The sequence below is a fragment of the Allobrachymonas sp. genome, assembly GCF_041912815.1.
In the GTDB taxonomy this organism is placed as follows: domain Bacteria; phylum Pseudomonadota; class Gammaproteobacteria; order Burkholderiales; family Burkholderiaceae_C; genus Brachymonas.
Map to the genome: position 1 here is coordinate 168,746 of NZ_JAYRLV010000003.1, position 22,483 is coordinate 191,228.

A 22,483-nucleotide genomic window follows, 5' to 3' on the forward strand; every position below is an offset into this window, starting at 1 on the left:
TATGGCTAGCGCATGCAGGGAGGCTGCTGGATGTCGTCGGAGGTGGCGGGATCGGTAGTGAGGGGCGGCACGGCGGCCGGTGGCCTGGCGGAGGTGCTGGTGGCCACGAACTGCCCGAGCGCGTCATGGTGGGCCATGACCACGCGCTCGGCCTGCCAGCGTTCCAGCTCGTCGGTCGAAATGCCCGCGTAGTGGGAGACTTCTTCGAGCGTGCTCGGCCCGCGGGGAGCCCCGAGGCGGTCGTCCTCGTTGCGCCTTTCCAGCCATTTCCACGCCACCGAGAGCATCAGCATCAGCGCGACGGTGAGCATCACCAGCAGGTAGAGGTCAAACAGGCCCAGCCCCGTGCCGCCGAGGGGTGCGCCGGATACCTGCGCCCATACATACCACACCACCAGCGCCCAGCACACCACCAGCACCACGGGGCGCAGGTAGTGGAACCAGACGAAGTAGTGCTCGGCACGGCGCGGCCAGCGCCGGCGGTAGCGGTTCATGGATTCCTGGGAGATGTCGATGATGGGCATGTCGGCCTTGCGCGCGGCCAGGATGGCCTGCTCGTATTCGGGCGAAAGCGCTTCCTCCTGGGGTGCCTGGCTGGGGCGGGGGTCGTGCAGCAGGGGGTCGGATTGTGTGCTCATGTCGTTTCTCCTGTTCCGATGCCCCGGTCGGGGCTGCGCCAGATGGCGCGTTGTGCACCGCTGCGCAGCAGGGCCTGCGGCACTGCGGTGATGATGCTCACCGTGTTGATGAGCCAATAGGCGATCGGATACCAGATGGTCCAGACCGCGTAGCGCAGCAGGTCGCGGTCGTAGTAGCGGTCGATCCACAGGCTCACGAGCATCTGCAGCACGCAGGTGGTGCCCAGCAACGCGCCATGCCAGTGCGGCAGCAGGGCCGTGCTCCAGCCGGGCAGCACGTCGGTGCCCACCACCCGGGCCACGATGGCCATGCACGTCAGGCACAGGAAGCAGTAGGACCAGAACACGCTCAGGAGGTATTCCATGCACAGCGGCCACATGCGCCACTGGCGCCAGTGCAGCAGCGCCGGGATGTGGCGCAGCACGGTCTGGATGCCCCCGAGCGCCCAGCGCAGCCGCTGCTTCCACAGCCCGTGCAGGGTTTCGGGCATGAGAATCCAGGCCAGTGCCCGGGGCTGGAAGCACACCCGCCAGCCGGCGAGCTGCAGGCGCCAGCTCACGTCGATGTCCTCGGTCATCATGCCGGGGTGCCACAGGCCGACTTCGAGCAGGGCCTTGCGCCGGAACATGGCAATGACGCCCGAGACGGTGAACAGCCGCCCCCAGAGCTGCTGGCAGCGCTTGATGAGGCCGATGGTGGCCGAGAACTCGCCCACCTGCATGCGGCCGAGCAGCGTGGTGCGGTTGCGGATGCGGGGGTTGCCGGTGACGGCGCCCACCCGTTGGTCTTCCAGCATGGTGTCCATGAGCCAGCCGATGGCGTCCGTGTCGAGCAGGGCGTCTCCGTCGATGCCCAGGATGTATTCGCCCCGGGCGAGCAGCGCGGCGGTGTTGAGCCCCACGGCCTTGCCCTGGTTGTGCGCGTTGTGGACGACGCGCAGGTGGGTGGGATGCAGGCTGGCGAGCTCGTCGAGCAGGGTGCCGGTGGCATCGGTGCTGCCGTCGTTGACGGCAATGATCTCGAACGCAGGATAGCGGCTGCGCAGCAGCTGCCGCACCACCTCGCGGATGTGGGCGGCCTCGTTGTAGCAGGGAATGAGCACGCTCACCATGGGGGTGGAGGGCAGCAGCGTCACGGGGTTCTGGTGCCAGTGGCGCCGGCGCTCGAAGATGAGGGCGAATGCCAGCCCCCCGGCCATCCAGATGTAAGCCATGAGGAACGGATAGTAGAAGACGAAGGCCGACATCACATCTGCCAGCGTGGGTAGAGGCCTATGGATCCAGGAGAAGGCGTTCATGATGCGGCTCCCTGCAGACCGGTGAAGGGGGGCCGGCCAGCGGCGGACGGTGCGGCGGCACGCGGCAGCGCCAGGCCCGTGGCCTCGGTGGCTACCGACAGCCCCGCACGCAGGGCCGCGAGCGAGGGCTGATTGGCCGGAAAGTCGTCGGGATACCACCCGATGTGCCGGATGCCGCTGCGGCGCAGCAGCGCGGTCTGCGCGACGAGCACGTCGTCGGGCACCGGCTGGCGCGTGCGCCAGTCGCGGGTCTGCAGCTCGAACAGCACCCGCTGGGCGGCATCGGGCTCGGCCAGGGCACGGTGCGCCAGCTCGGCCAGCCAGCGGTCGGGGTCGGTGGCGCCTTCCATGAAGGGCATGGCCATGACGGCGGTGTAGTCGTAGCTGCGCAGGGCCTCGCGGTAGTCCTGGGCCATCCAGTCGCGGGCGGCAGGTTCGAGCACGGTGCGGGCGTACAGGTTGCGGGCGGTGCGCAGCCGGGGCTGCCACTGCCGCAGGCGTGCCGCCAGCTCCAGGGTGAAGCGGGTGAGCGCTTCGGTCTTGCCGGCAGCCCAGCGCGCGGCCAGCGCCGGATCGCGCCGGATGGCCGGAATGTCGCGCGGCAAGCCCCAGGAGGCATAGGTGTCGAGCGCGGCAGGGCTGGCGTCCTCGTCGTCGGCCATGGTGGCATCGTCATGGAAGAGCACGCCGGCAAACGCGGCATGGCTGCCCAGGTCGTCGTAGAGGTCGAGGATCAGGCGCCGCACGTCGGCATCGAAGGGCGAGAGCCGGGCATAGCGGTCCTGGTGGGCAGCGCCGCCCCTGTGCACGGCTTCGGCATGCACGCGGGCATCGGCCCGGACCACGCGCCCAGCCAGCGGATGCCTTGCCGGCAGGCGGAATGCCAGCACCGGCATCCAGGCGTACACGTCGGCCTGTGCGCGCGTCCGGATCTGCCACGCGGCCCGGCTGAACAGGTCGGCCCGCATGGGCAGGTGCCGGTTGGGAAAGTACAGCGCGTCGGCCACACCGTCCCCGTCGGCATCGGCATAGGCCTGCAGGAACACGGTGCGGGGGCCTGCGGCCTTGATGCGGTCGAGCAGGGCCGAAAGATTGCGCTCCTGCTGGGCCGGGTCGGGGTCGTACACGTAGTCCAGGTCGACGTGCAGCACGCGCTGGGCGGGCCGGATACCGGCATCGGAGTCCGGCTGCCGCAGCAGGGCGGCGTAGTCGGCCATGGTGGTGGAGTAGGACGCGTAGGCGCGGCCGATGGCATCGAGCGGGGCATCGACGCGGTTCGGTCCGTCGCGCAGCGTGGCCATGACAGGCAGGCCGACCCTGCGGGCCGCCTCCTGCGTATGCGCGTTGTAGCTGCCGTAGGGCCAGACCACCATGCGCGGCCGCTGCCCCACCTGCCGGGCAATGATCTGGCTGCTGGTGGCCAGGTCACGCTCCACCCGCTGCCGGTAGGCCGCCACGGTTTCATAGCGGCGGGTGGCCGGATCCCAGGCGAGAGACACCCCGGCGGGCAGCTGGTTGCCCTGGGGGTTGGCCTGCTGGCCGTGGTGCAGGTCATGGCTGTGGCTGGCGATCTCGACCAGGCCGGACTGCACCATCTCGCGGGCCTCGGCCCAGCTCACAAAGTCGGCACGCGGGCGCAGGCGGTCGCCGTAGGGCACCTGTCCGCCGGCGGGCGTCTCCATCCAGCGGGTGACGAGCGCCAGCACGGCCGGATAGCGGTACATGCGCAGGAGCGGGTACACCTTCTGGTAGAAGCTGGCGTAGCCGTCGTCAAAGGTGAGCAGCAGCGCCCGCGCGGGCAGCGGTGTGCGCCCCTCCCGCGCATCGAGGAGCTGCTGCACGCCCACCGGATGATGCCCGCTGTAGCGCAGCCACTCGAAGAATTCCGCCAGCGAGGCGCTGTTGACCGCCGCATCCTCGGGGTCGACGGCAAAGCTGGCCTTGACGTCGGCACGGATGTCGTGGAACACGATGGCACGGAAGGTGCGGCCATCGTCGGGATCGTCGACCAGGGTCAGCGCGCGGGCGGGCAGCGCCGCCACCACCGGCAGGGCCCCGGCCATGCGCAGGAACCTGCGGCGCCCGGCCGACGGCTCAGGGACGGAGGCAGAAAATTCCGCAGAGAAGTCTGCAGGGCCGGGGGCAGGGACAGGATCAGGAATCGTGTGCATGATGTCACCTCAGCGCCCAGGTCAGTCCGGCAAAGAGGGCGCGCCTGCGCTCCTTCACCCCGTCGAAGGGGCGGTCGGCCCAGCTCACCCCGTAATAGAACCCGGTCACAGGCGACAGTGCCCAGTCGTGCTGGTAGCGCACATCCAGGGTGCCCTGGCTGCCGTAGCCCCGCTGCCGGTAGGAGCCCACCCCCACCTCCAGGGTCTGCATCATGCGGCGGTCGCTGTCCTTCCAGGTCAGCACCTGCAGCCGCCCTCCCAGGCGGACATGCGTGTAGTGCTCGGGACTGAAATAAGCCACGTCCTGCCGGCCGAAGCCGCCATCGGTCACGCTCAGGCGGGTGCCGAACTGCACCACGGGCCCGCTGTACCAGCGCTCCTCCCAGCCGGCCACCCACTCGTGGCCCCGGTTGCCGTCGCCGAGCCGCAGCTGGCTGTAGCTCCCCTCGACGCGCCGCGATTCGCTGGGCGCCCAGCGCACGCCGGCCTCGTAGCGCTTGCCGGACACCCCGGCATCCCAGCCGCGCCAGGGCACATCCACCACGTTGGTGTCCGCTGCCGCATGGATCTGCCAGGCGTCGGTGAGGCGGTAGCTGCCGTCGAGCGCCACGCCGGTCGCGTTGCCATGACGGCCATGCAGCGACTGGTTGAGCTCGCCCTGCACGGCCCAGGGCCCCGACACCCACTGCGCCCCCAGCCCCACCCGTCCGTGCAGCGGGTGCTGGTCGTCATAGGTGCCGCTGGCCCACACATGGTGGGCAAACAGCCGCCAGTGGTCGCGCAGCAGCGGTGAGTAGAGCCGGGTGTCGACCAGCCGGTCGTCATTGGCGAGCGTGCCACCGTCGCGGCCGGCCGCCATGTCGATCTGCACATAGGCAGCAGCCCGCTGCGCGTATTCGCGCTCCATGCGCTGCACCCGCATGCTGTCCCCTTCCTGGGTGCGCAGCTGGGCGATCTGCTCCCGGGCCTCTCCCATGTCGCCCGATTCCATCAGCACATGGGCATAGCCGGCACGGCCCTCGCGGGATTCCGGGTGGTCGGTGAGCAGGGCCCGGTACAGGGCCCGCGCCCGCTCGGGACGCTGTCGCATGGCCTGGGCCTGCGCCGCCCCTGCGGCAAAGCCGACGTTGCCGGGAGCCGCCTCCACCAGCGCGGCATAGGCCTGCTCGGCCTGGGCCAGCCGGTCGCTGTAGAGCAAGGTGTTGGCCCTGAGCTGCTGCACCTCGTCATACTGTGCGTTGTGGGTGCCGGCCACGGGCGCCAGACGCTGCTGCCGGGGCGTGCGCGCTGCGATCCACGCCACCATGCGGTCCGCGTCGCCGAACCGCCCGGCGTCCACATAGGCATAGACCGTATCGGTGTACAGGTCGGAGGGCACTGCAATGGCACTGCCCCCCTCGCGCAGCGCCTCGTCGTAGAGCCCGGCCGCCACCCGTGCCTCCTGCCGGGCCGCATGGGCCCACGCCAGCGCGGCCTTGCCGTAATACGGCAGTGGCAGTCCTTCGGCCTGCGCCCGTGCAGCCAGCTGCTCGATGGCCTCCGGCTGCTCGCGCTCCCTGTCGGCCTGCATCCGGTCGGCCAGCGCAGATGCACGCAGAGCCTTCCAGGCGGGCGTGTCCCAGTCGGCTCCCGCTGCTGCACGCATGCCGGCATCCTGCCGGGCATAGTCGGCATCCAGGGCATTGAGCGCCTCGAAGCGGGCGGCCCCGGTGTGCTGATCCCGGCTCGCCACGGCCCAGCGCAGACGCGCAGCCAGACCGGCCAGTGCAATGCGCTGCCGGTCCAGCGGACCGAGCGTGGTCAGCATGCGGCCCTGCGGATCGCGCGCATCGTCGCTCAGGGCCCCCGGAGCACGCAGTGCCAGAAGGGCCGCCACCCGTGCATGCTGGGCATAGGCGTTGTCGGGGTCGAGCGCCAGCTCCGCCTCGTACCACTGCACGGCCTGCAGCAGATCGCCCTGCGCCTCGGCCCGTGCCGCCCGCAGCTCCAGCACATCGAGCCGCTGCCGGAGCGGGCCATGGGCTGCGCGGGCCTGCAGGGCTTCGAGCGCCGGGCCGGCCTCGGTCTGCTGCCCGGCATCGATCATCCACTGCACACGCCGCATGGCCGGCTCCCACGCGCCCGGCAAGAGCGCCTCCATGCGGGCGATGACCCGGCCCTGCAGTTCCGTCTGCCGGACGGTGCGGCATGCCGCCAGCAGCGCAGGCAGGGCATAGTCCGCCCAGCCTTCGCCTGCCGTGCCGCCCTGGGACGCCGCCAGGGCCACGACCTGCCGGTCCAGCGCCACGCGGTGCCCTACCACCAGGGCGTCGGCCACCACACGCACACGCTCCGGCCCGGCTGGCAGCTCCTGCGCCCAGCCCCGCAGCGTGGCAAAGACCTGATCGCCCCGCGCCCGGCCCGCGCGCCAGTCCGCCACCAGCGCGTCATGCGCCTGCGCGCTGTAGGGCGCCGGCCTGTCCGCATCGGACGCTGCGGGCTGCCGCTCCGGCGCCCTGGGTGCACCACCCTCCTGCGCCTGTGCCCAGGGGGCGGCACCGGCCAGCAGCGCAGCCATGGCTACCCCTTTCCATGACGCCTCCCGGGCCCGAGGGAACGGGGGCGCACGACGGCAGATCGAATGGCTCATGGCAGACCTCCCTGCGACGGACAAAGCATCGCCTGTAATCGTTGTTGTGCAGTGCGAGCAGATGGTTCGATTGTCTGAGAAACATTTATTTACATATGGTCATCTTGTAACAAACGCCGTATTTCTCCCGTCGCACTCCGTCTTTATGCCGATCCCGCATGCACTTAGCAGGCCCAGCTCATGTAAAGACACATCGCTCGCATCCGCCCTCGGGACGGTACCCATCGGCTCCACTCGCCCTTTTCTATGTACCATAGCCCGGTCATTCGTAACAAACTGTGCCTCATCCATGACGAAAACAAGACAGTCCGCCCAGCAGACGGCCTCGCAGCGCCCCGCGACGTCCCACCTCTCCCCTCGTCCACCCGCCGGGAGCCAGCAAGGGTAAGTACGGAGCGACGGGGACTGCGCGCGGCCTTACAGTGGCGCCACTCGATCTGCATTCCGGTGCAGCCACGAGGGACGAGGAGACATCCCCCAGAACGCCAGACAGGCGTCCCCAGGCCGGCACGACAGTGCCGGCCTTTTTTGCGCCCAGCCGTTGCCACGAAAAAAAGCCGCCACGGAATTCCGTGGCGGCTCGGGAGATGCGGCCCCGGGCACAGGGCCCGGAGCACATGCATCAGCTTGCTCAGCGGTTGTAGGCTGCTTCGCCGTGGCTGGTGATGTCCAGACCTTCGCGCTCTTCGTCTTCGGGCACACGCAGGCCGAACACCAGATCCACCAGACGGTAGGCGATGAAGGACACGATGCCGGACCACAGGATGGTGATGATCACGCCCTGGAACTGCACCCACATCTGGTGAGCCATGTTGTAGTCGGCCGCGCCGGTGCCACCCAGGCTGGGAGCCGTGAGCACGCCGGTCATCAGGGCGCCCAGGATACCGCCGACACCGTGCACGCCGAAGGCGTCGAAGGCGTCATCGACATTGAGCAGGCGCTTGAGGCCAGTCACACCCCACAGGCAGACGGGGCCAGCGATCAGGCCGAGGACGATGGCGCCCATGGGGCCCACGGTACCGGCAGCCGGCGTGATGGCCACGAGGCCGGCCACGGCGCCGGAGGCAGCACCCAGCATGGAGGGCTTGTGCTTCTTGAGCGCTTCGGTGCCGATCCAGGACATGGCAGCCATGGCGGTCGCCAGCAGCGTGTTCACGAAGGCCAGAGCGGCGATGCCGTTGGCTTCGAGAGCGGAGCCGGCGTTGAAGCCGAACCAGCCCACCCACAGCAGAGAGGCACCCACCATGGTCAGCGTCAGGCTGTGGGGCATGAACGCTTCCTTGCCGAAGCCGGTGCGCTTGCCGATGACGTAGGCACCCACCAGACCGGCGATACCGGCGTTGATGTGCACCACGGTGCCGCCGGCGAAGTCGAGTGCGCCCGCCTTGAACAGGTAGCCATTGCCGCTCCACACCATGTGGGCGATCGGCGCATAGCTGAAGGTGAACCACAGGGCGGAGAACGCCAGCACGGCCACAAAGCGCGCACGCTCGGCGAAGGCACCCACGATCAGCGCAGCGCTGATGGCAGCGAACGAGCACTGGAAGGCCACAAAGGCCAGCTCGGGCAGCTTGGCATCGGGGCTGAAGGTGTCGGCCAGAGAGGTCGGCGTGACGCCTGCCAGGAAGGCCTTGCCCAGGTCACCGATGAAGTAGCCGCCGCCGTTGAACGCCAGGCTGTAGCCGTACAGGGCCCACAGCACGCTCACCAGCGAGAACACCACGAACACCTGGATCAGCACGGACAGCATGTTCTTGGCACGGGCCAGACCGCCGTAGAACAGCGCCAGACCGGGGATGCTCATCATGATGACGAGCACGGTGGACACCAACAGCCAGGCGGTATCGCCCTTGTTGACGGTGGCCTTGACGGCAGAAGCCGCAGCCGAGGCAGCCGGAGCGGCTGCGGAAGCGGCGTCCTGCGCCCAGGTGCTGCCGCTGGCCAGAGCCAGCCCGGCACCGGCCAGGGCCAGGAAGGGAAGGAACGATTTCTTCATGATGAAATTCCTCGATGGATTGCAGCCTTGCGGCCCTTACAGCGCCACGCTGCCGGTCTCGCCGGTGCGGATGCGGATGACCTGCTCCAGCGGAGACACGAAAATCTTGCCGTCGCCGATCTTGCCGGTGCGGGCGGCATTCTCGATAGCCTCGACAACCTGGTCGACCAGGGTGTCTTCGACGGCAGCCTCGACCCTGACCTTGGGCAGGAAGTCGACGACGTATTCGGCGCCGCGGTACAGCTCGGTGTGGCCTTTCTGGCGACCGAAGCCCTTGACCTCGGTCACGGTGATGCCCTGCACGCCCACATCCGACAGTGCCTGGCGGACTTCGTCGAGCTTGAAGGGTTTGATGATGGCGGTCACGAGTTTCATGGTGTATGGATCCTTGTTCAGATGATCAGAAGGTGTACTTGACGCCCAGGATGGCCTTGCCCTTGTTGACGTAGCCATAGTTGCTGGACTTGTCGGCGCCCACGAAGGCAGCGGTCAGGGTGGTCTTGGGCATGAAGTCCCAGGCCACGCCCACGCTGTAGTCGGTGTAGCTGGGCAGACCGGCGGCGCGCACGTCGCTGGTCATGAAGGTATGGCCCACGGAGGCGTTGAACGTGAGGCCGTCACGCAGGGGATGCGCCCAGGCCAGGTTCAGGTAGCCGGTGTTGCGGCCGTTCTCAAGACCGAAGTACTTGCTCGACACGGTGTGCGAGTACTTGAGCGTGAGTTCCTTATAGGTGGCACCTGCGTACAGCTCGGTGGTGCTCAGGGCATTGGCACCGGGGTACTGGTAGCGCAGCACGCCGACGTCCCAGCCCAGGGGGCCGGTGGCGAACTTGTAGCCGCCGTAGAAGTCCATTTCCACGTTGGCATTCTTGCCGGAGGTGCTGGTGGGATCGGGCAGCTTGATGGTGGAGTTCCAGTTGCCGAGATACAGCCCATTGGAGAACGCGTAGTCCACGCCGCCCTGCAGAGCCGGACGGGAATAATGCTCGCTGCCCGTGAAGTACTGGTCCTGACCACGGTACTTGTACAGGCTCACCAGACCGATGTTGAAGGACAGCGGGGAGCTGGCCTCTGCCGCAGGCGCCGGGGTGGCGGCGGCAGAAGCGGGAGCTGCGGCAGCAGGAGCGGCTGCATCTTCAGCCCAGACGGCGCCGCAGGAAGCGGCAGCAGCCAGTGCGGCGAGGGAGAGGAGCGATTTCTTCATGGACGTTGCTTCCATTGCAGTTGATGATGCGGACGGTGTAGCAGGAACCATGCCAACACATTTTGGCACCAGGTGCACCAGGGACGTGCATCCGGCATGGTGCACCCCATCCGCCAGTCAGCCGGTGCCAGGTGCAACTTGGGGCGCCTGCCGGAGCCCCGGGCTGGCCGGCCTGTCCGCCCCGGCCAGCACGCACCGCCCCTGTCCTTCATTCTTGCGCAAGCACCCCACGCAAAAGATGCAGATACGCATCCTGCTTTTGTGCCTGCGCCAGAGGAGGTTGCAGCGCAGCATGGAGCTTTCCGGCAGCTTACGGCACGCCTCTGGTTCCCCTGTACCGGCCTGTTGCTCGGTACGGTGCCTCACGGGGCACGGGCGCACCAATACAGTGCGAAATGTATCCTGTGTTTGCACCCGGACGTCCATGGCATCCGCGCACGGGGCCTCTGGAGCCGCCTTGGCACATGCCTCGCGCACGGCCGGACGCCGCTCCGGAAGCGCCCAGGGTGGCCGAGGCCATCGCGGGATAGGTATCATCCACAGTCATTGCCGCCCCTGCTCCGGGGGCCGAGCCCCTTCCGGTGCCCGCCTTGCGCGGCGCATGCGGAGATGATCATTCCCGAGGTCGCATCTTGTCTTCCATTTCCACTGCGGGCGAGGCCCCTATTTCCGACACACCCGATACCACCACACCCCCGGCCATGTGCCTGTCGGGGCTCGAACCCCTGGTGATCGGCAAGGGCCATCTTTTCGTCAACATCGGCGAACGCACCAACGTCACGGGGTCCAAGGCGTTTGCCCGGCTGATTCTCAACGGCCAGTACGAGGAGGCCCTGGCGGTGGCCCGCCAGCAGGTGGAAAACGGCGCCCAGATCATCGACATCAACATGGATGAGGCCATGCTCGACAGCAAGGCCGCGATGGTGCGCTTCCTCAACCTGATCGCCAGCGAACCCGAGATCGCCCGCGTGCCCATCATGGTGGACAGCTCCAAGTGGGAGGTCATCGAGGCCGGTCTGCGCTGCATCCAGGGCAAGGCCATCGTCAACTCCATCAGCCTCAAGGAAGGCGAGCAGAAGTTCCGCCACGAGGCCCTGCTGTGCAAGCGCTATGGCGCGGCCGTGGTGGTCATGGCCTTCGACGAACAGGGCCAGGCCGACACCTACGAGCGCAAGACCGCCATCTGCGAGCGGGCCTACCGGCTGCTGGTCGACGAGATCGGCTTTCCGCCCGAAGACATCATCTTCGACCCCAACGTCTTCGCCATTGCCACCGGCATCGACGAGCACAACAACTACGCGGTCGACTTCATCGAGGCCACGCGCTGGATCAAGGCCCACCTGCCGGGCGCCAAGGTGTCGGGCGGGGTTTCGAACGTGTCCTTCAGCTTCCGCGGCAACGAGCCGGTGCGCGAGGCCATCCATACCGTGTTCCTCTACCACGCCATCCAGGCGGGCATGGACATGGGCATCGTCAACGCCGGCATGATCGGGGTGTACGACGAGCTCGATCCCGATCTGCGCACCCGCGTCGAGGACGTGGTGCTCAACCGCCGCCCCGATGCCGCCGAGCGCCTGCTCGAAATCGCCGAATCCGCCAAGGGCGCCGCCCGCGACGACAGCCGCAAGCTCGAATGGCGCAACGCCCCCGTCAACGAGCGCCTGAGCCATGCCCTGGTGCACGGCATCACCGACTTCATCGTCGAGGACACCGAGGAAGCCTACCAGGAGGTGCTGCGCAAGGGCGGCCGCCCGCTGCATGTCATCGAAGGCCCGCTCATGGACGGCATGAACGTGGTGGGCGACCTGTTCGGCCAGGGCAAGATGTTCCTGCCGCAGGTGGTCAAGTCCGCCCGCGTCATGAAGCAGGCCGTGGCGCATCTGGTGCCCTACATAGAAGAGGAAAAGCGCCAGCAGGAAGCCGCCGGCATGGACGTGAAGTCGCGCGGCCGCATCATCATGGCCACCGTCAAGGGCGACGTGCACGACATCGGCAAGAACATCGTCACCGTCGTGCTCCAGTGCAACAACTTCGAGGTCGTGAACATGGGCGTCATGGTGCCCTGCCACGAGATCCTGGCCCGCGCCAAGGCCGAAGGGGCGGACATCATCGGCCTGTCCGGGCTCATCACCCCGAGCCTGGAGGAAATGCAGTACGTCGCCTCCGAGATGCAGAAGGACGACCACTTCCGCCTGCGCCACATTCCGCTGCTCATCGGGGGCGCCACCACGAGCCGGGTGCACACGGCCGTCAAGATCGCCCCGCACTACGAAGGCCCGGTGGTCTACGTGCCCGATGCCTCGCGCAGCGTGGGCGTGGCCCAGAACCTGCTCGGCGACGGCCACGATGGCTTCGTCGAGAACCTGCACACCGACTACGAACGCATCCGCCAGCAGCACGCCGGCAAGAAGCAGCAGGTGCTGTGGCCGCTGAGCAAGGCCCGTGCCAACGCCACGCCGATCAACTGGACGGCCTATGTGCCGCCTCGCCCGCACTTCATCGGGCGACGCGAATTCCGCCACGTCGATCTGGCCACGCTGCGGCCCTACATCGACTGGGGACCGTTCTTCCAGACCTGGGATCTGGCCGGCAGCTTCCCGGCCATCCTGCAGGACGAGGTGGTGGGCGAGGAGGCCCGCAAGGTCTATGCCGACGGCCTCGCCATGCTCGACCAGATCATCGAGCACCGCTGGCTGACCGCCAACGGCGTGATGGGGCTGTGGCCCGCCAACACGGTGCACCACGACGACATCGCTCTCTATGCCGATGAGTCCCGCTCCACCCCGCTGCTCGTGTGGCACGGCGTGCGCCAGCAGACCGAAAAACAGGTGATCGGCGGCGTGCAGCGTCCAAGCCGCTGCCTGGCGGACTTCGTTGCCCCGCGCGACCGCCTGCCGGTACCGGCTCCCACCGACTTCCCTGCGGACGGGGAACCGGGCCGCGACTATCTGGGCGCCTTTGCGGTCACGGCCGGCATCGGGGCCGAAGTGCGGGAAGCCGTCTATGCCGCCACGCACGACGACTATTCCAGCATCCTGTTCAAGTCCCTGGCGGACCGGCTGGCCGAAGCCTTTGCCGAATACCTGCACCAGCGCGTCCGTACCGACCTGTGGGGCTACGCACGCGACGAAGCCCTCGACAACGCCGCCCTGATCGCCGAGTCCTACCGCGGCATCCGACCTGCACCGGGCTACCCCGCCTGCCCGGATCACCGGGTCAAGAAGCCGCTGTTCGAGCTGCTGCAGGCCGAAAGCATCGGCATGGGCCTCACGGAAAGCTACGCCATGACGCCTGCAGCCAGCGTCAGCGGCTTCTATTTCAGCCACCCCGAGAGCACCTACTTCAGCGTGGGCAAGATCGGCATGGACCAGGTCCGCGATCTGGCCGAGCGCAGCGGTGCACCCCTCCCCGAGGTCGAACGCGCCCTCGCACACCAGCTCGACCTGTAAACGGCTCTCCGCGGCTCCGTGTCACGAGCGTCTGCAAGACGGCGCCCCTCTGCCGCCCGGTGCTCTGCCCCGGGCGGTTTTATTTTGTCTAGGGCCGCTCATGCTGGCGCCTGTTCCATGCCCGCAGCCGTATAGGGGCCGATCCTCTCTCTGACTTCTCGATAGCCCCAGAGCAGCCCCTGCGCCCTCCTGCCGCCTCCAGGAGGTCCCGCATCGCCCTGCTTTTGTCGGCGCCGCATCCAAGACGTCGGTGCGGCATGGGCTGAAAAATCGCTCCGCTATGTGATATTCACATTATTCAACAGGCGATGGATTTAATATATCTTTCATGCTTCATTATTTTCATTCACTGCTCCGGCTCGATTTCCATTCTGGTGCACGAATGGCACTTGATATATAAAACTTTTGAGTTACAAATATTCACAATGCAAAGGCACGATTCTTGCTTTTCATTTTATTAATGTAGAATATTTCCCACGTCCTGCCCCATCCAGCCACGCGCAAGCAGCATAGGAACTTCGTTTAAGTTATTAAAAAATATAAAAGAATCGTTCCAGGCAGCTTCCAGAAAGTTCCTCGACACCTTGCGATAAATCAAACAAAAACAACAGGTTGCATGTAAAGTGCAGCCCGCATTCTTGCTGTTCGCCGCAGCGCACATCCCGGTGAGGTACGGGATTGCGCACATACAGACGCCCTTCTTTCATTCATTTATCATTAATATGAATGAAGGGGAATGCTTCTATCATCCCGTCTTCGCCAGATACGCTTCTTCTCATCCAAAGCCTGATTTATGATGCATGGAAAATCAATATCTCCATGCTTTCATGGACGCAATGCCTGAATAAAACGCCCGTTCATTTCGCCGATATTTGAAACATTGCCGTCCAGATCGTGCCATGTGCGTACTGCGCCCCCTTTTCACGAGTCGCCACCATGCTGTCCTTCCATCCTGAAACTCCTTCCAAGTCCGCATCCATCGCGCACCGGGGCTTCACGCTGGTGGAAGTCATGATCGTGGTGGCAGTGGTGTCCATCCTGGCGGCAATCGCCTACCCGAGCTATACCCGCTACGTGCTGCGCAGCAAGCGCAACGCCGTCGAGAGCTACCTCATGGAAGTGGCCAACCTGGAGCAGCGCTATCTGCTCGACGCCCGCAGCTACACGGCCAACCTGTCCACCGATCTCGGCACCTCGGTGCCCTCCAACCTCACCAGCAGCTACACCGTGACGGCCACCGTCACCTCCACGCCGCCGGGCTTCACGCTCACTGCCACGCCCATCGGCGCCCAGCTGGCCGACACGGACTGCGGCACCATCACCCTGGATCAGGCCAACCAGAAGACGGCCTCCGGCAGCGCAGGAGCGGCGTCATGCTGGTAGTGCACCGCCCCAGGGTCAGGGGCTTCACCCTGATCGAAATGATGACGGTGGTGGTCATCGTGGCCATCCTGGCGGCGTTTGCCGTTCCGAATTTCCGGCAGTTCGTGGTCAACCAGCGGGTGCGCAACGCCTCCTTCGACCTGACAGCCACCCTGCTGCTCGCACGCAGCCAGGCGATTTCCGAGAACCGCAACGTCAGCATGGTGCAGAGCGGCTCGTCCGGCAGCGGCTGGATGGGGGGCTGGAACGTGACGGACGGCACCACCATCCTGCAACGCAACATGGCAGTGACGGGTGTGTCGATTTCCGATTCCGCCAGCCTGAGCACCGTCACCTACGCCCCCAACGGCCGCACCTCCACCGCGGCCACCCGGTTCACGGTGCAGGCATCCCCCGCCCTGGACGGTGTGTCGCCGCGCTGCGTCACCATCGCGCTCAACGGCATGCCGAGCGCCAAGACAGGAGCATGCTCATGAACGCCCGACAGAGAGGCATCTCGCTGATCGAGGTGCTGGTCACGCTGATTATCCTGCTGGTGGGGCTGCTCGGGCTTGCGGGCCTCGTGGCCCACTCGAACCAGTCCGAAATGGAGTCCTACCAGCGCGTGCAGGCCCTGCAGCTCATGAACGACATGGTGAGCCGCCTCAACGCCAACCGCCAGGTGGCCAGCTGCTATTCCAACAGCACCACGGGTGTCACCCTGGGCACGGGCGCCACCTCGATCCCCACCTGCGGCACCGGGTCCTCGGCACAGCAGACCCAGGCCACCAACGACCTCACCGAGTGGGACACCCTGCTCAAGGGCAGTGCCGAGCTCAGCGGCACCTCCAGGATCGGGGCCATGATCGGCGCGCGCGGCTGCATCACGCTCGACGACGCCACCAACAATGTCTACATGGTGACGGTGTCGTGGCAGGGATTGGCTCCCACCGCCGCCCCCTGCTGTCCGACGGGGTGACGCCCTTCCCGTGCGGCAACGGCCAGTACAGCAACGAAAAGCTGCACCGCATCGTCACCGCCAAGGTGCGCATAGGGAAACTGTCATGACGCGCTCGACCCTGTTCCCCGTGTCCGGGCGCCGGCAGCGCGGCCTGACCCTCATCGAGCTGATGGTGGCCATCACCATCAGTCTGTTCATCATGGCGGCACTGGGCAGCCTGCTGGTGTCGAACACCAACACGCGCACGGAGCTGGACCGCTCCTCCCGCCAGATCGAGAACGGCCGCTATGCCGTGCAGCTGCTCACGCAGGAAATCGAACAGGCCGGGTACTTCAACTACCTCAGTGCCAAGTCGTATGCCGCGGTGGCTCCCACGGCCTGCGCCACAGGTGTGAGCGCCCTGGGCTATTCCTCCACCACCACCTCGGGGGCCTCGTCCACCCTGCCTTTTCCGGTCTACGATCCGGGCACCATCCCTGGCTCCACCTGCCTGCCCAACGCCAGCACCACCACGCCTGTGCTGATCGTGTCGCGGGTGTCGTCGGTGGAACTGGCTGCCGCCAGTGCCGTCACCGGCGAGACGTATCTGCAGACCTCGCTGTGCAGCAGCGAAACCCAGCCCTTCATCGCAGCCACCACCGCATCCGGCGGCACCCCCTATACCCTGACCACCAAGGACTGCAGCACCAAGGCTCCGGTTCACAAGGTGATGCAGCGCATCTACTACCTGGCCACGTGCAACGACTGCGGCACCACCACCAACGACCACGTGCCCACACTCAAGGTGGCCGAGTTCGTGAACGGCGCCTACACCGTCACCCCGCTGGTCGACGGTATCCAGGATCTGCAGTTCGACTACGGCATCGACATGGACAGCAACGGCTCGCCCGACTGCTATGTGCATGCGCCCGGAGCTCCCGATGTGACACAGATCACTTCCACCCGCTGCCCCCTGCCCACAGCGGGCTATGACTGGCTCACCACCCCGGCCAACAACTGGAAGAACGTAGTGACGGTGCGTGTGCACGTGCTGGCCCGCAGCACCGAAACCAGCCCCGGCTGGACCGATACCCGCACCTACCAGATGGGCCTGCCGGCGACCGGCACTACCCTGGTGACGGATGGCCCCTACCGCGATGCCTACAAGCGCCATGTCTACACCGCCACGGCCCGCCTCTACAACATCGCCGGCCAGAGGGAGTGAATCCATGGCAGCCCGTCTCCATCCCCTTGCCCGTCGCCCGCATGTCTCCGCCCGCCATCAGCGGGGGATCACCATGATCGTGGCCCTTGTGTTTCTGGTCATCATGATGATCGTGGCGCTGTCCGCCATGAAGGTGGCCACGCTCAACACCAAGATCGTGAGCAACCAGCAGTTCCAGACCGAAGCCGACCTGGCAGCCCAGCAGGGGCTGGAGTACACGGTCAGCAACGACTTCTCGACCATGACCTCGGCCTACACCATGCTGGTCGACTCCAACGACAGCGGCAAGACCGGCGCCCAGTATACGGTGACGGTCCAGGTGCCCACGTGCCTTGGCATCCGCCCCATCCTGCTCAACCAGCTGGATCTCTCCAGCAGCTCGGACAACGCCTGCACCGGCAGCCTGGCCTCCACCACCTCCGGCATCGCAGGCACCTCATCGACCGGGGCCTCGCTGTGCTCCAACTCCAACTGGGACCTGCGCTCCAGCGCCGCAGGCAGCACCGGCAGCGCCACGAGCACCACCCTCCATCAGGGCATGGCCATGCGCGTGCTCGCCGGCACCTCCTGCCCCAACTGAACCGAACCCGAGACTGGCCTTTCTGGGACCCTTCATCATGAACGTCCGACACCTCCTTCGCACCTCGCTGCTGACTTCGCTGCTCGCGCTGTGCGCGCTCCAGGGCCACACCGAAGACATCGACATCTACAACGGCGTGCAGTCCAACGCGCCGCCCAACCTGCTGATGATCCTGGACAACTCGGCTGCAGCCGACTCGTCGGTGAACAGCTTCAGCTGCCCGGTGACCAACCTGCCGTTCGATGCCGCCAAGGTCTTCGGCATCGACAAGTGCGCGATCTACAACGCCGTGTCGTCCATCGTGAGCAACCCGGTGCTGTACGGCAACATCAACCTGGGGCTGATGTACTTTCCCACGGCCAACGCCATCAAGAACGGCGGGCAGTTCGTGGTGCCGGCCTACTCGCCCACGCCGTCGACCCTGCTGTCGATGAGCGGCACTGCTCCGACCATCACCGCCAAGACGACCACGAAGGGCAACACCACCACGACCTCCTACAGCGTTGCTGGCGGCACGGGCGGCATCGGCACCATGCTCACCTCGCTGTTCAACCTGAGCCTGGCCACCGACAAATCGAACAACAACCAGATGGGCCAGACCATGCAGGAGTCCTGGGCGTTCTATGGCGGACACACGGGGCTGTCGGGCCTGACCTACCCCGGCGTCAGCTCGGCCAACTGCGCCAAGAAGTTCGTGCTCTACATCACTGCGGCAGCCGGCAACGGCAACGGCAACGCCACCAAGCCGCAGGACCCGGGCGGACTGGCCGCCAGCGCGCTCAACACCGCCTATGCCAGCGCCAGCGGCGGTTCCTCCAGCTACCCCCAGATCGTCTCTCCCCAGTGGCCGCAGAACTGGAAATCCCCGATCTCCGGCGTCACGGCCTCCAGCAAGTACCAGAGTGACCCGAGCGACGAGTGGGCGCAGTTCATGTCGCGCTACAACAACGCCATCACCACCTACACCATCATCCTGAGCGATGGCACCAACCCCGACTACGAGCAGGCCGTCGTGAGCATGGCCAGCAACAGCGGGGGCAAATACTTCATCATCAACCCCAACTCCACCTCGGCCATCAGCCAGCTCACCAACGCCCTCACCCAGATCTTTCTGGAAGTGCAGGCCGTCAACAGCGTGTTCGCGGCCCCGGTGCTGCCCGTGAGCTCGAACGCACAGGGCTCCTACGCCAACCAGGTCTTCATCGGCATGTTCCGCCCCGACCCCAACGCCAACCCGCGCTGGATGGGCAACCTCAAGCAATACCGCATGGGCGTCAACACCACCGACGCCTTCAACACCCAGCTCTATCTGGCCGACGCCTCGTGGGGTCCCTACCCTTCCGGGTTCGACTCCAACGCGGCCCTGAGCTCGGCGGGCACGGGCTTCATCTCGCCCTCGGCCGTGAGCTTCTGGACCTCCAAGGACACCAGCCACTCTCCCGATGCCTACGGCGGCTTCTGGACCAATGCCACCACCATCCAGGGCGGCAAGGACGGCTATGACTGGGCCGACGGCCAGATCGTGGAAAAAGGCGGTGTGAGCCAGCGGCTGCGCCTCAGGTACCTGACCAACACGTCCGACACCAGCGGCAACTACAGCACCACCATTCCGCTCTACACCTGCACCACGAGCGGCTGCTCCAACGGCAGCAACACGACTCTGAGCAGCATGCCCTTCAGTGCCACCACCGCCAGCTCCAGCCCGGCCATCGTCCTGGACTTTTCCAAGCTGGTCGCCAATGCCGTGGCCAACATCAAGCAGCTCATCGGCTGGACGCTGGGCCGCGACCCCTCCGTGGTCAGCGACACCCTGGCCGGCGCCGAAATGAGCGCCCCGCCCGTGGTCACTTCGCCCGACACCGCCATCACCGTGCGCGGCTCGATCCATGGCGACGTGCTGCACTCGCGGCCGGCCGTGGTGAACTACGGCGGCACCACCGGAGTGGTGGTGTTCTATGGCGCCAACGACGGCGTGTTCCGCGCCGTCAACGGCAACCAGCCCCCCTCCAGCAACACCAGCCCCGCCCCGCTCGGCACCTGCACGCTCTCCAACACCTGCGCCATCGGCACCACCGAGCCCGGCGGCACGCTCTGGGGCTTCATCGCCCCCGAGTTCTATACCAGCCAGACCTCGCCCAAGCCCAACACCCCGCTCGGCCGCCTGTACCTCAACAGCCCCCCGATCGGCCCCTCCGTGCTCAATGCGGATGGCACGTTCGCCACGCGTCCCAAGCCCTATTTCTTCGACGGCTCCCCGAGCTACTACCAGGACTTCACCACCGACCCGAACAACAAGAAGGTCTGGCTCTTCCTCTCGGCACGCCGGGGCGGCCGGCTGCTCTATGCCCTGGATGTCAGCAACCCCACTGCCCCCAAATTCAAGTGGAAGCTCGACAACAACTCCTCAGGCATGTCCGAGCTCGGCCAGACCTGGTCACAGCCCAAGGTGGCCTTCCTCAAGGGCTATACCCACACCGTCACCGTGACCAATGCCGATGGCACCACCACCACCAAGACGGTAGCCAAGCCCGTGCTGATCTTCGGCGCCGGCTATGACCAGAACGAGGACGGCGAACCCCCGGGCTGCACCGACTACACCACCGACCCGCCCACCAAGGTCAACGACCCGATCTGTCGGGGCAACTACAACTCGGCCAATGCCAACGCCTCCCGGCGCAGCGACACCATGGGACGCGGCATCTTCGTGCTCGACGCAGACACCGGTGCGCTCCTGTGGTCGGCCAGTGCAAGCGCCACTACCAACACCACGACCTGCACCTCCGGCACCAACGCCTGCAACGTCAACGTACCCGGCATGACCCATGCCATTCCGGCCGACGTGACGCTGGTGGACCGCGACTACGACGGCTACATCGACCGCCTCTACACGGCCGACACGGGCGGCAACATCTGGCGGGTGGACATGCAACCCACCGGCACGGGCGCCTTCAACACCTGGCGCGTGACGCAGATCGCCGCTCTGGGCGGGCTGCCGACCGACCCAACGCCCCGCAAGTTCTTCTACCCCCCGGACGTAGCCCCGGGCAAGACCTACGACGCCGTGCTGGCCATCACCGGCGACCGCGAGCACCCCACCTACACCACGCAGAGCTACAAGGCCAATGCAATCATCAACCGTTTCTACATGCTCAAGGATGACTCAGGCTATATCGAACAACGTTATGCCTCCTCTGATCCGTCGGTGCCAAATGGCGTAAATGACGCCACCAGCTCCACCTCGACGGACACGCCCACCAACCTGTTCAACGCCACCAGCGCCACCTACGACGGCAGCGGACAGGGCTTCTTTGTCTCGCTGGCGGGCGGCGCGGGCGAAAAGGGCGTCAACGCGCCCACCGCCTTCGGGGGTGTGGCCTACTTCGGCACCAACCAGCCGCAGTCGGTCCAGTCCGGTCAGTGCAACGCCAACCTGGGCGTGGCACGGTCCTACTCGGTCAACTACCTCACGGGAGCCTTGGTGAGCAACGTGCTCGACGGCGGAGGTCTGCCGCCTTCGCCCGTGACCGGCTTCGTCAACGTCACCGTCAACGGCCAGGACGTGACACTGCCCTTCGTGATCGGGGGACCGGGCAGCCAGTCGGCCTTCGGCGCCGTCAAGCCCACGATTCCCATCAACAGCAAGCGCTACCGCACCTACTGGTACCGCGAAAAGGACCAGTGATCCCGGGCCGGGGGCCCTGCGCCCCCAGCCGGGTCACCGGCGCCTGCGAGTGAAACGGAACCGGTGCCACCACCGCTGAATGGCCCGCTCGGCCTTCACGGACGGATGTAGCCCACGGCGCTCCAGGCTGGCCACGAACTTGGCATCCGGCTTCAGAATATGGTCGCGCAGCCACTGGCCAATGATCTGCATGAGCTGCTGGTTCACCCCCATGGGCGCCATCGCCGCCTGCTCGCTGAGCACCCGCAGCTCGGCCAGGAGACGGTCATGGGCGCGCTTGTGCGCCGCATAGTCCTTGAAGTTCAGGATGCGCATGAGGGACTCTTCGGTGGCAAAGTGGACCGACGTGTAGTGGCCCAGGTGGCCCAGGATGCGCAGCGTCGTCTCGCTGCTGGCGTGCTGCTCCACGGCGTCGCACAGCTCGTTGTAGATATCGATCAGCTCCCTGTGCTGCTGGTCGATTTCCGGAAAGCCGAGCGCGATGGATTCATTCCAGGTGATCTTGTCCATGATGGCGATGTCAGAGCATTCTGTGACGACGGAACAGCCCCCTCCGGGCCGCTGCCATGCCCCTCGCATGGCTTTCCGTCATATGGGATTGCCATTGTGGAGATGAACATCTGTCCAAAACACCGCTATCTGCGCATATCGTGCAGCCGCGTGCCATAAGTCACGCTCTGGATGGCACCAGATGCCGACAGTGGCGTTGCTTGTCCACAGCACCGCACGGATGTCCCTCCCCACCCGCACATCGACAAGCAAGAAACGCTCCTCCGTTGCGCAGCTCTGGGAGCGCCGAATGCAGCACCGGCACACGGTCTGCCGCGCTGCCAGACCATGGAACCCCCGTAGAATGAAGGCCATCATTCCATACCCCCATCACAGACAAGCAAGGAGATAGGCATGCTGTTCAAATTCAAATCCCAGGCCGCAGGCGACGTGATCATGCTGGCCCCCCATGCCCACCAGGTGCTCGAAGCCATCGGCAAGGAACCGGCCGAGCGCGGCGTGATCCTGGCAGCGGACATGCCCGCCGCCATCACCGCCCTCGAACAGGCCATGAAGGCCTCTGAAGCCCAGGCCAGAAAGCCCGATCAGGACGTGGACGAACAGGGCGAGGCCGATGCCGACGACAGCGTGCCCTTCTATGCCCGCGCCCAGCCCTTCCTGGATCTGCTCAAGGTCAGCCACCAGCAGGGCAAGGACATTGTCTGGGGCGTGTAACAAACCTCTTTTTTCTTTGTTTTTTTACAACAAAGAGTCTTCTCAAGCCCGCCGCATGGCGGGTTTTTTGTCGTCCCCATTTTGG

At 66.1% G+C, this 22,483-nt stretch carries 16 protein-coding genes and 1 pseudogene; 8 read left to right on the forward strand and 9 right to left on the reverse strand.

The features are described from left to right. Positions 1-5 precede the first annotated feature (5 nt). From ACE3P9_RS04650 to ACE3P9_RS04680, 7 genes are all read right to left on the reverse strand, one after another. A complete protein-coding gene (locus tag ACE3P9_RS04650; protein WP_374492101.1) occupies positions 6-638 on the reverse strand; it encodes a PgaD family protein in 633 nt (210 codons plus the stop codon). Continuing rightward, on the reverse strand, positions 635-1,936 hold the full coding sequence (gene pgaC / locus ACE3P9_RS04655) for a poly-beta-1,6-N-acetyl-D-glucosamine synthase (RefSeq protein ID WP_374492102.1): 1,302 nt from the start codon (positions 1,934-1,936) through the stop codon (positions 635-637). The genes ACE3P9_RS04650 and pgaC overlap by 4 nt, the downstream gene beginning before the upstream one ends. Further along, the gene (gene pgaB / locus ACE3P9_RS04660) at positions 1,933-3,999 is read right to left on the reverse strand and encodes a poly-beta-1,6-N-acetyl-D-glucosamine N-deacetylase PgaB (RefSeq protein WP_374492103.1); all 2,067 of its coding nucleotides are present in this window, start codon (positions 3,997-3,999) and stop codon (positions 1,933-1,935) included. Before pgaB ends, pgaC begins: the two co-directional genes overlap by 4 nt. 112 nt (positions 4,000-4,111) lie before the next feature. Beyond that, on the reverse strand, positions 4,112-6,736 hold the full coding sequence (locus ACE3P9_RS04665) for a tetratricopeptide repeat protein (RefSeq protein WP_374492104.1): 2,625 nt from the start codon (positions 6,734-6,736) through the stop codon (positions 4,112-4,114). A gap of 631 nt (positions 6,737-7,367) precedes the next feature. Continuing rightward, complete coding sequence (locus tag ACE3P9_RS04670; RefSeq protein WP_374492105.1) at positions 7,368-8,732, reverse strand: ammonium transporter; 1,365 nt, start codon at positions 8,730-8,732, stop codon at positions 7,368-7,370. 36 nt (positions 8,733-8,768) lie between these two features. Further along, positions 8,769-9,107, reverse strand: coding sequence for a P-II family nitrogen regulator (locus tag ACE3P9_RS04675; RefSeq protein ID WP_374492106.1), 339 nt, complete (start codon positions 9,105-9,107; stop codon positions 8,769-8,771). A gap of 25 nt (positions 9,108-9,132) precedes the next feature. Continuing rightward, complete coding sequence (locus ACE3P9_RS04680; protein WP_374492107.1) at positions 9,133-9,936, reverse strand: TorF family putative porin; 804 nt, start codon at positions 9,934-9,936, stop codon at positions 9,133-9,135. A 641-nt stretch (positions 9,937-10,577) separates the two neighbouring features. Here ACE3P9_RS04680 and metH point away from each other — a divergent pair. Then, complete coding sequence (gene metH, locus ACE3P9_RS04685) at positions 10,578-13,385, forward strand: methionine synthase (RefSeq protein WP_374492151.1); 2,808 nt, start codon at positions 10,578-10,580, stop codon at positions 13,383-13,385. Positions 13,386-13,915: 530 nt separating this feature from the next. On the opposite strand, the gene ACE3P9_RS04690 is transcribed toward metH, so the two are convergent. Further along, the gene (locus ACE3P9_RS04690) at positions 13,916-14,092 is read right to left on the reverse strand and encodes a hypothetical protein (RefSeq protein ID WP_374492108.1); all 177 of its coding nucleotides are present in this window, start codon (positions 14,090-14,092) and stop codon (positions 13,916-13,918) included. 229 nt (positions 14,093-14,321) lie between these two features. On the opposite strand from ACE3P9_RS04690, the gene ACE3P9_RS04695 reads away from it, so the two are divergent. The 6 genes and pseudogenes from ACE3P9_RS04695 to ACE3P9_RS04720 all read left to right on the forward strand — a co-directional run bounded on the left by ACE3P9_RS04695 (position 14,322) and on the right by ACE3P9_RS04720 (position 21,174). Further along, positions 14,322-14,768, forward strand: coding sequence for a type IV pilin protein (locus ACE3P9_RS04695; protein WP_374492109.1), 447 nt, complete (start codon positions 14,322-14,324; stop codon positions 14,766-14,768). Beyond that, the gene (locus ACE3P9_RS04700) at positions 14,759-15,244 is read left to right on the forward strand and encodes a GspH/FimT family pseudopilin (RefSeq protein ID WP_374492110.1); all 486 of its coding nucleotides are present in this window, start codon (positions 14,759-14,761) and stop codon (positions 15,242-15,244) included. The genes ACE3P9_RS04695 and ACE3P9_RS04700 overlap by 10 nt, the downstream gene beginning before the upstream one ends. Then, a pseudogene (pilV, locus tag ACE3P9_RS04705) lies at positions 15,235-15,815 on the forward strand (type IV pilus modification protein PilV). Before ACE3P9_RS04700 ends, pilV begins: the two are co-directional and overlap by 10 nt. After that, on the forward strand, positions 15,812-16,912 hold the full coding sequence (locus ACE3P9_RS04710; RefSeq protein ID WP_374492112.1) for a PilW family protein: 1,101 nt from the start codon (positions 15,812-15,814) through the stop codon (positions 16,910-16,912). The pseudogene pilV and the gene ACE3P9_RS04710 overlap by 4 nt, the downstream one beginning before the upstream one ends. A gap of 4 nt (positions 16,913-16,916) precedes the next feature. Then, complete coding sequence (locus ACE3P9_RS04715) at positions 16,917-17,492, forward strand: PilX N-terminal domain-containing pilus assembly protein (RefSeq protein ID WP_374492113.1); 576 nt, start codon at positions 16,917-16,919, stop codon at positions 17,490-17,492. Positions 17,493-17,529: 37 nt separating this feature from the next. Next, positions 17,530-21,174 carry a pilus assembly protein gene (locus tag ACE3P9_RS04720; protein ID WP_374492115.1) on the forward strand — a complete coding sequence of 1,215 codons (3,645 nt, stop codon included), beginning with the start codon at positions 17,530-17,532 and terminating at the stop codon, positions 21,172-21,174. Positions 21,175-21,207: 33 nt separating this feature from the next. On the opposite strand, the gene ACE3P9_RS04725 is transcribed toward ACE3P9_RS04720, so the two are convergent. Continuing rightward, positions 21,208-21,684 carry a bacteriohemerythrin gene (locus ACE3P9_RS04725; protein ID WP_374492116.1) on the reverse strand — a complete coding sequence of 159 codons (477 nt, stop codon included), beginning with the start codon at positions 21,682-21,684 and terminating at the stop codon, positions 21,208-21,210. 393 nt (positions 21,685-22,077) lie between these two features. Here ACE3P9_RS04725 and ACE3P9_RS04730 point away from each other — a divergent pair, with 393 nt between their 5' ends. After that, complete coding sequence (locus tag ACE3P9_RS04730; protein WP_374492117.1) at positions 22,078-22,398, forward strand: DUF1840 domain-containing protein; 321 nt, start codon at positions 22,078-22,080, stop codon at positions 22,396-22,398. Positions 22,399-22,483 lie beyond the last annotated feature (85 nt).

What these genes read in the sequence shown, in the direction of transcription:
- ACE3P9_RS04725 (WP_374492116.1), bottom strand. Translation starts at nt 21,684, where the DNA reads ATGGACAAGATCACCTGGAATGAATCCATCGCGCTCGGCTTTCCGGAA.
- ACE3P9_RS04675 (WP_374492106.1), bottom strand. Translation starts at nt 9,107, where the DNA reads ATGAAACTCGTGACCGCCATCATCAAACCCTTCAAGCTCGACGAAGTC.
- ACE3P9_RS04650 (WP_374492101.1), bottom strand. Translation starts at nt 638, where the DNA reads ATGAGCACACAATCCGACCCCCTGCTGCACGACCCCCGCCCCAGCCAG.
- ACE3P9_RS04700 (WP_374492110.1), top strand. Translation starts at nt 14,759, where the DNA reads ATGCTGGTAGTGCACCGCCCCAGGGTCAGGGGCTTCACCCTGATCGAA.
- ACE3P9_RS04695 (WP_374492109.1), top strand. Translation starts at nt 14,322, where the DNA reads ATGCTGTCCTTCCATCCTGAAACTCCTTCCAAGTCCGCATCCATCGCG.
- pgaB (WP_374492103.1), bottom strand. Translation starts at nt 3,999, where the DNA reads ATGGCCGGGGCCCTGCCGGTGGTGGCGGCGCTGCCCGCCCGCGCGCTG.
- ACE3P9_RS04670 (WP_374492105.1), bottom strand. Translation starts at nt 8,732, where the DNA reads ATGAAGAAATCGTTCCTTCCCTTCCTGGCCCTGGCCGGTGCCGGGCTG.
- ACE3P9_RS04680 (WP_374492107.1), bottom strand. Translation starts at nt 9,936, where the DNA reads ATGAAGAAATCGCTCCTCTCCCTCGCCGCACTGGCTGCTGCCGCTTCC.
- ACE3P9_RS04715 (WP_374492113.1), top strand. Translation starts at nt 16,917, where the DNA reads ATGGCAGCCCGTCTCCATCCCCTTGCCCGTCGCCCGCATGTCTCCGCC.
- ACE3P9_RS04690 (WP_374492108.1), bottom strand. Translation starts at nt 14,092, where the DNA reads ATGAAAGAAGGGCGTCTGTATGTGCGCAATCCCGTACCTCACCGGGAT.
- ACE3P9_RS04720 (WP_374492115.1), top strand. Translation starts at nt 17,530, where the DNA reads ATGAACGTCCGACACCTCCTTCGCACCTCGCTGCTGACTTCGCTGCTC.
- ACE3P9_RS04710 (WP_374492112.1), top strand. Translation starts at nt 15,812, where the DNA reads ATGACGCGCTCGACCCTGTTCCCCGTGTCCGGGCGCCGGCAGCGCGGC.
- ACE3P9_RS04665 (WP_374492104.1), bottom strand. Translation starts at nt 6,736, where the DNA reads ATGAGCCATTCGATCTGCCGTCGTGCGCCCCCGTTCCCTCGGGCCCGG.
- pgaC (WP_374492102.1), bottom strand. Translation starts at nt 1,936, where the DNA reads ATGAACGCCTTCTCCTGGATCCATAGGCCTCTACCCACGCTGGCAGAT.
- ACE3P9_RS04730 (WP_374492117.1), top strand. Translation starts at nt 22,078, where the DNA reads ATGCTGTTCAAATTCAAATCCCAGGCCGCAGGCGACGTGATCATGCTG.